Annotated in this window: 15 protein-coding genes; 11 read left to right on the top strand and 4 right to left on the bottom strand. The window is 73.8% G+C overall.

Annotation, left to right across the window (positions count from 1 at the left end):
• Nucleotides 1–215 precede the first annotated feature (215 nt).
• The 4 genes from ndk to dapA all read left to right on the top strand — a co-directional run bounded on the left by ndk (nucleotide 216) and on the right by dapA (nucleotide 2,963).
• Nucleotides 216–626: a nucleoside-diphosphate kinase gene (gene ndk / locus ABD160_RS09510; RefSeq protein WP_344020561.1), complete on the top strand. Its 411-nt coding sequence runs from the start codon at nucleotides 216–218 to the stop codon at nucleotides 624–626.
• Nucleotides 623–1,150: a GNAT family N-acetyltransferase gene (locus tag ABD160_RS09505; protein WP_344020559.1), complete on the top strand. Its 528-nt coding sequence runs from the start codon at nucleotides 623–625 to the stop codon at nucleotides 1,148–1,150. Before ndk ends, ABD160_RS09505 begins: the two co-directional genes overlap by 4 nt.
• A 69-nt stretch (nucleotides 1,151–1,219) precedes the next feature.
• Nucleotides 1,220–1,996: a hypothetical protein gene (locus ABD160_RS09500; RefSeq protein WP_344020557.1), complete on the top strand. Its 777-nt coding sequence runs from the start codon at nucleotides 1,220–1,222 to the stop codon at nucleotides 1,994–1,996.
• Nucleotides 1,997–2,084: 88 nt separating this feature from the next.
• On the top strand, nucleotides 2,085–2,963 hold the full coding sequence (gene dapA, locus ABD160_RS09495) for a 4-hydroxy-tetrahydrodipicolinate synthase (RefSeq protein ID WP_344020555.1): 879 nt from the start codon (nucleotides 2,085–2,087) through the stop codon (nucleotides 2,961–2,963).
• A gap of 7 nt (nucleotides 2,964–2,970) precedes the next feature.
• Here dapA and ABD160_RS09490 read toward each other — a convergent pair whose 3' ends face one another.
• A complete protein-coding gene (locus tag ABD160_RS09490; RefSeq protein WP_344020553.1) occupies nucleotides 2,971–3,789 on the bottom strand; it encodes a MerR family transcriptional regulator in 819 nt (272 codons plus the stop codon).
• A gap of 88 nt (nucleotides 3,790–3,877) precedes the next feature.
• On the opposite strand from ABD160_RS09490, the gene ABD160_RS09485 reads away from it, so the two are divergent.
• Nucleotides 3,878–4,939 (top strand): ferredoxin reductase, encoded by a 1,062-nt coding sequence (locus ABD160_RS09485; protein WP_344020551.1) that lies wholly within the window; start codon nucleotides 3,878–3,880, stop codon nucleotides 4,937–4,939.
• Nucleotides 4,940–5,024: 85 nt separating this feature from the next.
• On the top strand, nucleotides 5,025–6,221 hold the full coding sequence (locus tag ABD160_RS09480; protein ID WP_344020549.1) for a fatty acid desaturase family protein: 1,197 nt from the start codon (nucleotides 5,025–5,027) through the stop codon (nucleotides 6,219–6,221).
• 60 nt (nucleotides 6,222–6,281) lie between these two features.
• Here ABD160_RS09480 and ABD160_RS09475 read toward each other — a convergent pair whose 3' ends face one another.
• The gene (locus tag ABD160_RS09475) at nucleotides 6,282–6,686 is read right to left on the bottom strand and encodes a nuclear transport factor 2 family protein (RefSeq protein ID WP_344020547.1); all 405 of its coding nucleotides are present in this window, start codon (nucleotides 6,684–6,686) and stop codon (nucleotides 6,282–6,284) included.
• Nucleotides 6,687–6,807: 121 nt separating this feature from the next.
• Here ABD160_RS09475 and ABD160_RS09470 point away from each other — a divergent pair, with 121 nt between their 5' ends.
• The 4 genes from ABD160_RS09470 to ABD160_RS09455 all read left to right on the top strand — a co-directional run bounded on the left by ABD160_RS09470 (nucleotide 6,808) and on the right by ABD160_RS09455 (nucleotide 10,738).
• Nucleotides 6,808–7,620, top strand: coding sequence for a helix-turn-helix domain-containing protein (locus tag ABD160_RS09470; protein ID WP_344020546.1), 813 nt, complete (start codon nucleotides 6,808–6,810; stop codon nucleotides 7,618–7,620).
• Between the two features lie 72 nt (nucleotides 7,621–7,692).
• Nucleotides 7,693–8,145: a hypothetical protein gene (locus ABD160_RS09465; protein WP_344020545.1), complete on the top strand. Its 453-nt coding sequence runs from the start codon at nucleotides 7,693–7,695 to the stop codon at nucleotides 8,143–8,145.
• Between the two features lie 60 nt (nucleotides 8,146–8,205).
• A complete protein-coding gene (locus ABD160_RS09460; protein ID WP_344020544.1) occupies nucleotides 8,206–10,185 on the top strand; it encodes a TIGR03960 family B12-binding radical SAM protein in 1,980 nt (659 codons plus the stop codon).
• Nucleotides 10,178–10,738, top strand: coding sequence for a GNAT family N-acetyltransferase (locus tag ABD160_RS09455; RefSeq protein ID WP_344020541.1), 561 nt, complete (start codon nucleotides 10,178–10,180; stop codon nucleotides 10,736–10,738). Before ABD160_RS09460 ends, ABD160_RS09455 begins: the two co-directional genes overlap by 8 nt.
• A gap of 3 nt (nucleotides 10,739–10,741) precedes the next feature.
• Here ABD160_RS09455 and ABD160_RS09450 read toward each other — a convergent pair whose 3' ends face one another.
• Together ABD160_RS09450 and ABD160_RS33315 are read right to left on the bottom strand one after the other, a co-directional pair.
• Nucleotides 10,742–11,263: an OsmC family protein gene (locus ABD160_RS09450; RefSeq protein ID WP_344020538.1), complete on the bottom strand. Its 522-nt coding sequence runs from the start codon at nucleotides 11,261–11,263 to the stop codon at nucleotides 10,742–10,744.
• Nucleotides 11,238–11,372, bottom strand: a complete 135-nt coding sequence (locus tag ABD160_RS33315) for a putative leader peptide (protein ID WP_358488964.1) — start codon at nucleotides 11,370–11,372, stop codon at nucleotides 11,238–11,240. Before ABD160_RS33315 ends, ABD160_RS09450 begins: the two co-directional genes overlap by 26 nt.
• Before the next feature lie 242 nt (nucleotides 11,373–11,614).
• Here ABD160_RS33315 and ABD160_RS09445 point away from each other — a divergent pair, with 242 nt between their 5' ends.
• The gene (locus ABD160_RS09445) at nucleotides 11,615–12,433 is read left to right on the top strand and encodes a TIGR03936 family radical SAM-associated protein (protein WP_344020536.1); all 819 of its coding nucleotides are present in this window, start codon (nucleotides 11,615–11,617) and stop codon (nucleotides 12,431–12,433) included.
• Nucleotides 12,434–12,494: the final 61 nt, after the last annotated feature.

The raw sequence follows: 12,494 nt of genomic DNA, 5'->3' as shown, positions 1-12,494 counted from the left end.
TCCTGAGGTTCGCGGAGGCGGCACTCGCCGAGCAACCGGTGGTCCGCGACGTCGGGCTCCCGCACCGACCAGGACGCCGTGTTCGATCTGGTGATCGCGGTGTCCGGGGGCCGGCTGCGGGAGCTCGACCTGATCGCGGCGGCGCTGCGTGACCTGACCGACGGTGCGTGACACCGGGTCCGGGGCCGGCACCGGCCGTCGTTACCCTGGCGGGCGTGACTGAACGCACTCTCGTCCTGGTCAAGCCCGACGGGGTCCAGCGCAAGCTCGTCGGTGAGGTCGTCTCCCGGATCGAGCGCAAGGGCCTCGATCTCGTCGCGCTCGATCTGCGCACCGTCGACCGCGAGCTGGCCACCCAGCACTACGCCGAGCACGACGGCAAGCCCTTCTTCGAGGAGCTGATCTCCTTCATCACCTCCGGCCCGGTGCTCGCCGCGGTCGTCGAGGGCCCGCGGGCGATCGCCGCCTGGCGGCAGGTCGCCGGCGGCACCGACCCGGTCGAGAAGGCGGCCCCGGGCAGCATCCGGGGCGATCTGGCGCTGGAGACCGGATCGAACCTGGTGCACGGCTCGGACTCGCCGTCCTCGGCCGACCGGGAGATCAAGCTCTGGTTCCCGAACCTGTGACGGCGCAGGTCGGCGTCCCGCGCAGGGTCGTCGACCCGCACCCGGACGCGGCCCGCGCGCTCGGGGAGCTCTGGATCGCCGTCACCGAGGCCGGTGGCGCGGTCGACTTCGTGCCCGGCTGGGATCCCGCCGAGATCCGGGACCTGGCCGCGGCCACGATCGACGACGTCCGGTCGGGGGCGCTGCGGATGATCGTCCTCGGCGACCCGGCCGCCCCCGACGGCACCGTCTTCCTCGCCCGGGGCAGCGGCATCGCCGCACACCGGGCGGACGTGCAGCGGCTGATGGTCCGGCCGGAGCTGCAGGGCCGAGGGCTCGGCACCGTCCTGCTGGACGCGGCCGTCGCGCTCGGCCGGGAGATGGGCGTCGAGATGCTGACGCTCGGCGCCCGCGGCGGGACGGCGCTGCCCGGCTTCTACGCCGCCCGCGGTTTCGTCGAGTACGGGCGGCTCCCGCGCGGCGTCCGGCTCGCCCCGGACGACGCCCGCGACGTCCATCTCTTCGTGCTGCCGCTGACCTCCTGACGACCTGATGATCGTGTGACGCCCGTTGGCCGGATGGCAGACAGGCCGGTTGAGGTTCACCATGTGCGGATGACGGTGCTCACCCCCCGCCCGACCACCGCGGACCTGGTCCGCGGCGTGGTCGTGGCGGCACTGGCGATCGTGCAGGTGCTGGTCTCCGCGTTCGGCGGTACCGGCGTCGGGGAGGTCGCCCGTGCCTACGACACGCCCCTGCTCGCGGCCGGCTGGGCGTTCTCCATCTGGGGCCTGATCTACCTGGGGTTCCTCTGTTACGCGGGGTACGCGCTGCTGCCCGGCCAGCGCGGGCGGGCGGTGCACCGGCGGGTCGGCTGGTGGCTCGCCGCGTCGGCGGTGCTGAACCCGCTGTGGATCCTGGCGTTCTCGAACGGCTGGGTGATCACCGCGCAGCTGGTGCTGATCGTGCTGGTCGTCGTGCTGGCGGTGACCTACGGGCGGCTGTCCCGGGAGACCGCGCAGGGCTGGGCGGAGCGGCTGGCGTTCCGGCTGCCGGTGGCGCTCTACCTGGGCTGGACGTCCGGGGCGCTGCTGCTCGGGCTGATGGCGGCCGGGGTCGCGGTCGGCCTGCCGGGCGAGGGCGCCCTCCCGCAGACGGCGGCGGTGCTGCTGCTGGTGATGCTGACCGCGGTGGTGCTGTCGGTGATCGGCACGACGGCCGGGTTCGCCGGGTTCGCCGCGGCCGTGGTGTGGGCGCTCGCCGGGATCGCGGCGAACGACCGGCCGATCGCGGTGGTGCTGGTCGCGGTGGTGGCGGCGGTGCTGGTCGCGGTGCAGGCCGCGCGCCGCATCCGGCGGTCGGTCGAGCCGGCCCGGCTCGCGTTCGGCTGAGCCCGGCCGGAGCCGCCGTTACCCGCTGGAACTCTCCCGGCCACTTGCTACGGTCGGCCGCGACGACAGAGGTACCAGGAGGTTCGGCATGATCACCGGAAGCATCGTCGCGATCGTGACCCCCATGCACGAGGACGGCGAGGTCGACCACTCCGCGCTCGGTGAGCTCGTCGAACGGCAGATCGACGCCGGCACGTCCGCCATCGTGTCGGTCGGCACCACCGGCGAGTCGTCGACGCTGTCGGTGCTCGAGCACACCGAGGTGATGCGCCGCACGATCGAGGTGGCGAACGGCCGGGTCCCGGTGATCGCCGGGACCGGCGCGAACTCGACCGACGAGGCGATCCACCTGACCCGGGCCGCGCGCGCCGCGGGCGCCGACGGCGCCCTGCTGGTCACGCCGTACTACAACAAGCCCCCGCAGGAGGGCCTCTACCAGCACTTCAAGCGGATCGCGGAGACCGTCGCGATCCCGCAGTACCTGTACAACGTGCCCGGCCGGACCGCCTGCGACATGCTGCCGTCGACGGTCGCGCGGCTGGCCGAGATCCCGAACATCGTCGGGCTCAAGGAGGCCAAGGGCGATCTGGACCGGGTGCGTGAGCTGGTCGCGCTCGGCCTGGACGACTTCGCCCTCTACTCCGGCGACGACGGCACCGCGCGCGCGTCGATGCTGGCCGGTTTCCACGGCGACATCTCGGTGACCGCGAACGTCGCGCCCGAGCCGATGGCCCGGATGTGCAAGGCCGCCGTCGCCGGGGACGCCGAGACCTCGGCCGCGCTGGACGCCGACCTGGCGGGCCTGCACTCGGCGCTGTTCTCCGAGCCGAACCCGATCCCGGTCAAGTGGGCGCTCGCCGAGCTGGGCCTGATGCCGGGCGGCATCCGGCTGCCGCTGGTGCCGCTGGACGAGTGGCACCACGAGGACGTCCGGGCGGCGCTGCGGGCCGCCGGCCTGCTGAACTGATCCCCGGTCAGGCCGGGTCGGGCACGCCCGGCCCGGCCGCCGGGTCCGCGGCGTCCGGCCCGCTGGTCGGCCCGGCGCTGCTGGTGCGGACGTTGCGCACGATGTCCCGCCCGAACGTCACGTCGACCCGCTCGGCGACGGCCAGCTCCAGCACCGCGATCATGACCTCGCCGGAGATCCGGCGCAGCCGCTCGATCGTCTCGTAGACCCGCGGCCACTGGTCGTCCGGGCGGCCGGACGCGTCGAACGGCTGCCAGATCTCGCCGAGGAACAGATCGACGTAGAGCTTCGCGACGGCGTCGGCGTGCTTGCGGACCTGCTCGACGACGTCGAGCGAGCGGTTGATCGGGATGCCCAGGCCGGTGAGCTCGGCGGCGGCGGTCATCAGCCGCGGGCTGATCTCCTCGTAGGTGTCCTCGCCGACCTCGCGCAGCAGGCCCATCTTCACCCCGCGCTTGGCGAGGCCGGTGTCGGTCGACTCGTACCGCTGGGCGAGCTCGGCGAGGTGCACCATCTGCCGGGTCTCGGGCGCGAACAGCTCGCGGACGGTCCGGATGAACTGCACGACCTGCTCGGTGGAGCCGCCGGTGGTGTCGAGCAGCTTCTTGATGGTGTCGAGCTTGACGCCCTCGTCCTGCAGGTCCTTGATCAGTTCGAGCCGGGCGGCGTGCCCCGGCCCGTAGTAGCCGGTCCGGGCCCGCACCTCGGGCGGCGGGAGCAGCCCGCGGGACTGGTAGGCACGGATGTTGCGCACCGTGACTCCGCTGGCGTGGGCCAGCTCGTCGATGGTGCGCCAGCCCTCCAGGTCGGCGTGCTCGTCCACCATGACATGGACCATAGCAGCACATCATGTGACACAGGCGATCGACCGTTGCGACTTGCTATGTGACATCAAGTTGTGCAGAGTTGATGTCATGTTCCGTTCCGCTGCTCCGGCTCCCGGCCGGCCCGGGCGTCTGCTGGTCGCTGCGAGCGCACTCACGACGCCGCTGCTGCCCGAGGACTTCCTGACCCTGTTCGACCCGCTGTGGTCGACGACGTCGCTGCGCGGCCGGGTCGTGGCCCGGCGCAGGGAGACCGGCCGGGCCGTGTCGGTCACGATCGAGCCCGGGCGGGCCTGGGCCGGGCACCGGGCAGGCCAGTACGTCGGCGTCGGGATCGACGTCGACGGGGTGCGGCACCGCCGCAGCTACTCGCTGTCCTCCCCGGAGGGGGCCCGCTACCTCACCGTCACCGTGCAGGAGGTGCCGGGCGGGGTGGTCTCCACGAAGCTCGTCCGCGATCTCCCGATCGGCACCGTGGTCGACCTGGAGCAGGCCGACGGCGGGTTCACCCTGCCCGATCCGCTGCCGGCCGGGCTGCTGTTCGTGACCGCGGGCAGCGGGATCACCCCGGTGATGAGCATGCTCCGCACGCTCGACGCGGGCGCCGCGCCGATGCCCGACACGGTGCTGGTGCACAGTGCCCGCACCCCCGAGGACACGATCTTCGCCGCCGAGCTGGCCGGGCTCGCCGCCCGGCACCCCGGACTGCGCGTGGTGCAGCGGCACAGCGGGGTCACCGGCCGGCTCGATCCGGCGAGCCTGGACGCGGCGGTCCCGGACCGGGCCGATCGCACGGTGTACGCCTGCGGCCCGGACGGGCTGCTCGACGCCCTCACCGACGCCTGGGACGACGTCGTCGTCGAGCGGTTCACCCCGCCCGCACGGGCGAGCGAGGGGACCGGCGGCACCGTCGAGCTCGGTACCGGCACCGTCGAGGTGCAGCCGGGCCAGAGCCTGCTGGAGGCGGGCGAGTCCGCCGGGCGGATCATGCCCAGCGGCTGCCGGATGGGGATCTGCTTCGGCTGCGTGCTGCCGCTGCGCGAGGGCCGGGTCCGCGACCTGCGGACCGGGCAGACGCACGGCGAGCCCGGCGATCTCGTCCAGACCTGCGTCAACTCCGCCTGCGGGCCGGCCAGCATCGACCTGCCCTGACCGCGGGGCCCGTCCCGGCCCGCAGCACCGTCACCGGGGTCCGGATCGTCCGGCCCGGCGCCACATCGACCCGAGGAGGTCCGCCATGACCGCCACGCTCGACACGTCCGTCACCGGCCGGGAGCCCGGCCACGAGCCCGGCCCGGAGGAGACGACCGCCGTCCGGCAGCCGCAGCGCCCGGTGCTGGAGCTCGTGCCCTCCAGCCGGCGCGAGGACGTGCAGGCCACCACCCGGCTGACCGCCGAGCAGATCGAGGAGCTGGGCCGCCGGCTGGACGCGATCCGGGACCGCATCCTCGACGAGCGCGGCGCGTCCGACGCCGCCTACATCCGGGACGTCATCCGCAAGCAGCGGGCGCTGGAGATCGGCGGCCGGGCGCTGCTGTTCGCCGGTGTCCTGCCCCCGGCCTGGATCGCCGGCACGGCCATGCTCTCGATCGCCAAGATCCTGGAGAACATGGAGATCGGGCACAACGTCATGCACGGCCAGTGGGACTGGATGCGCGACCCCAAGATCCACTCGTCGAGCTGGGAGTGGGACAACGTCTCGTCGTCGACGGAGTGGAAGCACTCGCACAACTACCTGCACCACACCTACACCAACGTGGTCGGCAAGGACCGCGACGTCGGCTACGGGATCCTGCGGCTCTCGGAGGAGCAGCGCTGGACGCCCTACCACCTGGGCAATCCGCTCTACAACTTCCTGCTGAGCCTGTTCTTCGAGTACGGCGTCGCGCTGCACGACCTGGAGGTCGAGAAGGTCCTCGCGGGGCAGAAGCCCTGGTCGCGGGTGTGGCAGCAGGTGAAGTCGATCGGCCGCAAGACCGGCAGGCAGGTGTTCAAGGACTACCTGGCGTTCCCGGCGCTGGCCGGCCCGTTCTTCCTGCCGGTGCTGGCCGGGAACCTGACCGCGAACGTGGTGCGCAACATCTGGTCGCACGCGGTGATCTTCTGCGGGCACTTCCCGGCGGGTGCGGTGCAGTTCTCCGAGGAGCAGCTGGCGGACGAGAGCCGTGGCGAGTGGTACGTCCGTCAGCTGCTCGGCTCGGCGAACCTCGACGGCGGCCGGTTCTTCCACCTGATGACCGGCCAGCTCAGCTTCCAGATCGAGCACCACCTGTTCCCGGACCTGCCGAGCAACCGCTACGCCGAGATCGCGCCCGAGGTGCGGGCGCTCTGCGAGGAGTACGGCCTGGAGTACACCTCCGGCCCGCTCTGGACGCAGTACCTGCAGGTGCTCGGCACCATCAACCGGCTGGCGCTGCCCAACGGGAAGCGCTGAGCACGGCTCCGGTGTGCCGGCCCGGTGCGCGGGCCCGGTGCCCAGGCTCGGTGCCCAGGCTCAGTGCGCGGGCACCCGGTCGAGGAACCCGTGCACCTGGCCGATCCGGCCGTCGGCGTCCACCACGACCACGTCGAACCCGATCACCGGTGGTTCGGCGCCGGTCGCGTACACCTCCGGCGGTGCGGCCTGCCAGCGGAACCGGGCCCGGTCGTGGTGCGCGTCGACGGCGTCGAGCAGCCGGAACTCGAATCCCGGCAGCCGGTCCTGGGCGACGCCGAGGAAGCCGTCGACGCCGTCGTGCCCGGTGACGTCGGCGAGCGGATCGACGTAGCGGCAGTCCGCGGTGAACAGGCCGGCGACCAGCCGCCTGCGGGCGGCCGGGTCGGTCTCGTTGAAGGCGTCGACGTAGCGCTGGGCGAGTGCGGCGAAGTCGGTCGTCGGGTCGGTCGTCCGGTCGGTCACGGTGCGCTCCCTGCTGGTCGGTGTCGTGCCGGTCGCTGCCCAGCGTGCGGTGCACCGGCGGGCGTGGCGATGACCCGCGAGGTAGTCGTCGCCGGGCCGGGGCGCGGCTAGCGTGATCCCGGTGACCAGCGCGAACGTCCGGCCGTCCCGGAACGCCGGGCCGGGGGAGATGCTCCGGTTCTGGCGGGCCCGGCGGCGCCGCAGCCAGCTGGACCTGGCGCTCGCCGCCGGCGTCTCCACCCGGCACCTGAGCTTCGTCGAGACCGGCCGCTCCGGTGCGAGCCGGGAGCTGCTGGGCGCGCTGGCCGCGGAGCTGGAGATCCCGCTGCGTGAGCGCAACGCGCTGCTGCTGGCCGCCGGGTTCGCGCCCGCCTACGCCGAGCGCCCGCTCGACGACCCGGATCTCGCACCGGTCCGGGAGGCGCTGGACCGGCTGGTCGCCGCGCACGACCCGTATCCGGCGCTGGTCGTCGACCGCTGGGGTGACGTGCAGCTGGCCGGCCGGTCGGTCGCCGCGCTGCTCGACGGGCTGGATCCGGCCGCGCTCGGGCCGCCGGTGAACGTCTACCGGGCCTGCCTGCACCCGGGCGGCCTCGCGCCGCGGATCCGGAACCTCGCGCAGTGGCGCGAGCACCTGCTGCACCGCCTGGAACGGCAGGTCCGGGTCACCGCGGACCCGCGACTGGGCGCCCTGCTCGACGAGTGCCGCGGCTATCCGGCCCCGCCGGCGACGGCGCTGCCCTCGCCCGGGTCGGACGTGCTGCTCCCGATGCTGCTCGACTCACCGGCCGGGCCGCTGGCCTTCCACTCGACGATGACGACCTTCGGTGCGCCGCACGACGTCACCCTCGCCGAGCTGGCACTGGAGACCTTCCTGCCCGCCGACGACGCCACCCGCGCGGCACTGCACGCGATATCAGGGGAGTTGTCCTGAACGCGTCCGGAGCGGGGTACCGGTTGGTTAGTGTCCGTTCCGTCCTGGGGGAACGCCGGTGGGGGAGTCGCGATGCGGACGGTCAACGGGGTGGTCGGCGGGCTCGTCGGGGTGGGGATCGGGGTCGCACTGCTCGGCCACGGCCTGGAGTCGACCCGCCGGGCGATGATGATGATGCGCCTGGAAGACCTGCCGGTCGGCGCGCTGACCGTGCTGCTCGGCGGTGCGGTGCTCGGGGTGCTCGCCGGGGCCGCGCACCGGCTGCCCGCCGCGCCGGTGACCGCGGGCGCCGCCCTGCTGGCCCTCGGCGCGCTGTCGATGCTGGACCCGAGCACGGCGTACGGCCTGCTCGGTTCCGGTGGGATCGCCGATCTCGTGCTGATGCAGGTGGGGACGGCGATCGGGGCGGTGCTGCTGGTCGCGGCGCTGGTGGCCCGGCCGGGTGCGGCCGCCGCCCGGCCCGCACCCCGCAGCGGTGCCGGCGGGCCCGGCCCGGCGCCGGGCAGCGGGCCGATCGTGCACTGAGCCGGCGACCGCGCCGACCCGCCGGGTCGTCCGGTTCGGACGGGGCTACCCTGGTTCAGCGTGGCACCCACCTCCGTCTTCCCCGCCCTCGAGTCGATCCTGCCCCGAGTCTCGAAGCCGGTGCAGTACGTCGGCGGTGAGGGGAACTCGCAGGTCAAGCCGTGGGACTCGGTGCAGGTCCGGTGGGCGCTGCTCTACCCGGACGCCTACGAGGTCGGCCTGCCCAACCAGGGCGTGCAGATCCTCTACGAGGTGCTCAACGAGCGGGACGACGCGCTCGCCGAGCGCTGCTACGCGGTCTGGCCCGATCTCGAGGCGCTGATGCGCGAGCACGGGGTCCCGGCGTTCACCGTCGACGCGCACCACGCGATCGGCGACTTCGACCTGCTGGGCGTCTCGTTCTCCACCGAGCTCGGGTACACGAACCTGCTCACCACGCTGGATCTCGCCGGGACCCCGCTGCACGCGGCGGACCGGGACGAGACCCATCCGGTCGTCGTCGCGGGCGGGCACGCCGCGTTCAACCCGGAGCCGGTGGCGGACTTCGTCGACGTGGCCGCGATCGGCGACGGCGAGGAGGTCGTCGGGGACATCACCGACGTCGTCCGGGACTGGAAGGCCCAGGGCCGCCCCGGCGGGCGCCGCGAGCTGCTGGTCCGGCTGGCCGGGACGCCCGGCTGCTACGTGCCGTCGCTCTACGACGTCGGCTACCGCGCCGACGGCGCCATCGCCTCGGTCACCCCGGCCGACGAGCGGGTCCCGGCGTCGGTGCAGAAGCGCACCACGGTCGAGCTGGACGACTGGCCGTACCCGAAGAAGCCGCTGGTCCCGCTGGCCGAGACGGTGCACGAGCGGGCGTCGGTGGAGATCTTCCGCGGCTGCACCCGCGGCTGCCGGTTCTGCCAGGCCGGGATGATCACCCGGCCGGTCCGGGAGCGCTCGCTGCAGGGCATCGGCGAGATGGTCGACAACGCCGTGCGCGCGTCCGGGTTCGACGAGGTCGGCCTGCTCTCGCTGTCCTCGGCCGACCACTCCGAGATCGCCGAGGTCACCAAGGGCCTGGCCGACCGCTACGAGGGCACCAACACCTCGCTGTCGCTGCCGAGCACCCGGGTGGACGCGTTCAACATCGACCTGGCCAACGAGATCTCCCGCAACGGCCGCCGCTCCGGGCTCACCTTCGCCCCCGAGGGCGGTTCCGAGCGGATCCGCCGGGTGATCAACAAGATGGTGTCCGAGGACGATCTGATCCGCACCTGTGCCGAGGCGTTCTCGCAGGGCTGGCGGCAGGTCAAGCTGTACTTCATGTGCGGCCTGCCGACCGAGACCGACGAGGACGTGCTGGAGATCGCCGGCATGGCGCACCGCGTCATCAAGGCGGGCCGGGAGGGGTCCGGCCGCAACGACGTCCGCTGCACCATCTCGATCGGCGGGTTCGTGCCGAAGCCGCACACCCCGTTCCAGTGGGCGTCGCAGTGCCATCCCGAGGTCGTCGACGCCCGGCTGCGCAAGCTGCGCGAGGCGGTCAACGCCGACCGGAAGATCGGCCGCAACATCGGCATGCGCTACCACGACGGCGAGCCCTCGCTGATCGAGGGACTGCTCGCCCGCGGCGACCGCCGGGTCGGCGCGGTGATCGAGCGCGTCTGGCGCGACGGCGGCCGGTTCGACGGCTGGTCCGAGCACTTCTCCTACCGGCGCTGGGTGGACTCGGCGGCCGAGGCGCTGGAGCCGATGGGCGTCGACCTGGACTGGTACACCACCCGCGAGCGGGAGGCCGACGAGATCCTGCCGTGGGACCACCTCGACTCCGGCCTGGAGCGGGACTGGCTCTGGGAGGACTGGCAGGACGCGCTGGCCGGCCGCGAGCAGGACGACTGCCGCTGGACGCCGTGCTTCGACTGCGGCGTGTGCCCGTCCACCGGCACCGACATCGAGGTGGGCCCGAGCGGCACCACGCTGCTGCCGCTGACCGTGGTGAACCCGACGGCGTCGGCGGGCGCGATGGCGCCGGGGTCTCGGCAGGGATCGGGTGACTGAGACGACCGGAGCGGCGAACGGCCTGTCCTCCATCCCCGATCCGGGCTCGGGCGCCCGCGGTTCCGAGTGGGAGCACGGCGGCAGGCGCCTGCGGGTGCGGGTCGCCGACGAGCGCGACGTCGCCGGGCTGGCCCGGCTGCGCAGGCAGTGGCTGGAGGAGCGGGCCGGCCGGCCGGTGGCCGATCCCGGGTTCGAGGAGGCGTTCGCCGCCTGGTGGCGGGTCGAGCAGCCGCGCCGGGCGTTCTGGATCGCCGAGGCGGGCAGCGAGCGCGCCGGGTACACCCCGATCGGCTCGATCAACGTGCTGGAGACCGTGCAGATGCCGCGCCCGGGCGGCCGGGGCACGCGGACCGGTCAGGTCGGCAACGCGTTCGTGCTCGGCTCGTTCGCCGAGGCGGGGGTGCCGCGCGCGCTGCTCGCGGCGGTCGTCGCGCACGCCCGCGACCGCGGCTACCGGCGGCTGATGCTGGCCCCGACGGCGGGCAGCACGGCGTTCTACCGGCGGGCCGGGTTCCGGCCCGCCGGCGACACGCTGCTCGTGCTCGAGCAGTAGCGCTCAGGCCGGTGCGGTGGTGCTGACCGGCGTCGGGTTGCGGAACAGGTCGAGCACCGGGCAGTGCGCGTCCACCGTCTCGCGCAGCCGCCGGTAGTCCTCGTCGGAGGCGGGGCCGCGCAGGTCGACGACCAGGCGGACCTCGCCGAAGCCGGGCCGGACGCCGTCGTCGAGGCCGAAGAAGCCGCGGACGTCGAGATCGCCCTCGACGTCGACCTGCACGTCGTCGAGCGGGATGCCCAGCTTCGCCGCCCAGAACCGGTAGGTCACGACCTGGCAGGACAGCAGCCCGGCGAGCGCGAACTCGACCGGGTTCGGGGCGGCGTCGTCGCCGCCGAGCGCGGGCGGCTCGTCGACGACCACGTCGTGGCGGCCGATCCGGATCTCGGATCGGACCCCGTCGCCGCCGGAGCCGGTGGCCCGGAACAGCGCGTGCGCGTTGTCCGGGTCGGCGTCGACGGCGCGGGTGGTGGCGGTGACGATCTCGCTCAGCGCGGCGTCACGCGGGGTCTGGGTGCTGGTCACGGGAGGTCCTCTCGGAAGGGTGCGACGGGTCGGGGCTGCGGCGGGCGCGACAGGTCGCGCTCGCGGTGCGGAGCAGGTCCACGTGGCGCCGTCGCACGCCGACGAACATCGCGTCTCCTCGAGAGGGGGATCGTTGCGTCGGTGACCGTACGACGTCCCGGGAGCGGGTGCGACGCGATGTCCGCCGGCCGGGACACCCGTCCGGACAGCGATGTGATCGCCGTGCCGGTGCGCAGGGCCGCGATCCGCGTGGCCGGACGCACCACGACGGCGATCATGGACGTGGTCGCGAGGACCCGGACCGCCACCGCGCGGCGCCCGCGGCAGGCGGGGGCTCCTAGACTCCCGGGCATGGCACGCGTGAAGGCGGGAGCGGCGGCGAACCCGGCACCACCGACGGTGCAGCGGGTGCGGCTGCGCTTCGCCAAGCGGGGCCGGCTGCGCTTCCTGTCGCACCGCGACATCGCCCGCAGCTTCGAGCGGGCGGTGCGCCGGGCCGGCGTCCCGGTGTCGCATTCGCACGGGTTCAGCCCGCATCCGCGGCTGTCCTGGGTGGGGGCGGCGCCGACCGGTGCGGCCAGCGAGGCCGAGTATGTCGAGATGGGCCTGACCCGCGAGGTCGATCCCGAGCTGGTCCGGGCGGCGCTGGACCGGGCGCTGCCGGACGGGCTGGACGTGCTGGCGGTCGCGGTCGCCGAGCCGCCGGCGCTGGCCGACCGGATCGACGCGGCCCGGTGGCGGCTGGAGATCCGCGGCGTGCCGCACGAGGAGGTCGCCTCCGCGGCGGCCGCGCTCCTGGAGCGGGACTCGGTCGTCGTGACCCGGGTCACACCGTCCGGGCGCAAGGAGATCGACGTCCGGGCGGCGCTCGTGGCGCTGGCGGTCGAACCGCAGGTGAACGGCGAGCCGGCCGATCATGCCGCGGCCGAGGCGGCGGGTTCCCCGGAGGCGGCCACCGGCTGTGCGATACTGACGGCGGTCGTTCGGCAGACCACACCGACCGTTCGACCCGATGACGTGCTGGGTGCGCTCAGCGTTGTCGCAGACCTGACGCCACCGGTTCCGGTGACGGCCACCCGGTTGGCGCAGGGCCTGCTCGACGACGGGGGCGACCTGGTGGATCCGCTCGGATCGGCACCGGCGACCCGGGGCCGGCCCGGAACGTCCTGACACGGGCGGCGAGGAGCTGCCGGCGCGTCGTCGAGCAACCACCCCGGAGATCCGGGGCAGC

It is taken from the genome of Pseudonocardia kongjuensis (assembly GCF_039526905.1).
Classification (GTDB): Bacteria; Actinomycetota; Actinomycetes; order Mycobacteriales; family Pseudonocardiaceae; genus Pseudonocardia; species Pseudonocardia kongjuensis.
The sequence above is the reverse complement of the archived record's forward strand: the minus strand, read 5'-3'. Positions and strand labels throughout refer to the sequence as shown.

Bases quoted from the DNA above. Each gene is read 5' to 3' on its own strand.
- ABD160_RS09500 (WP_344020557.1), top strand. From the start codon at position 1,220: ATGACGGTGCTCACCCCCCGCCCGACCACCGCGGACCTGGTCCGCGGC.
- dapA (WP_344020555.1), top strand. From the start codon at position 2,085: ATGATCACCGGAAGCATCGTCGCGATCGTGACCCCCATGCACGAGGAC.
- ABD160_RS09490 (WP_344020553.1), bottom strand. From the start codon at position 3,789: ATGGTGGACGAGCACGCCGACCTGGAGGGCTGGCGCACCATCGACGAG.
- ABD160_RS09485 (WP_344020551.1), top strand. From the start codon at position 3,878: ATGTTCCGTTCCGCTGCTCCGGCTCCCGGCCGGCCCGGGCGTCTGCTG.
- ABD160_RS09480 (WP_344020549.1), top strand. From the start codon at position 5,025: ATGACCGCCACGCTCGACACGTCCGTCACCGGCCGGGAGCCCGGCCAC.
- ABD160_RS09465 (WP_344020545.1), top strand. From the start codon at position 7,693: ATGCGGACGGTCAACGGGGTGGTCGGCGGGCTCGTCGGGGTGGGGATC.
- ABD160_RS33315 (WP_358488964.1), bottom strand. From the start codon at position 11,372: ATGTTCGTCGGCGTGCGACGGCGCCACGTGGACCTGCTCCGCACCGCG.
- ABD160_RS09445 (WP_344020536.1), top strand. From the start codon at position 11,615: ATGGCACGCGTGAAGGCGGGAGCGGCGGCGAACCCGGCACCACCGACG.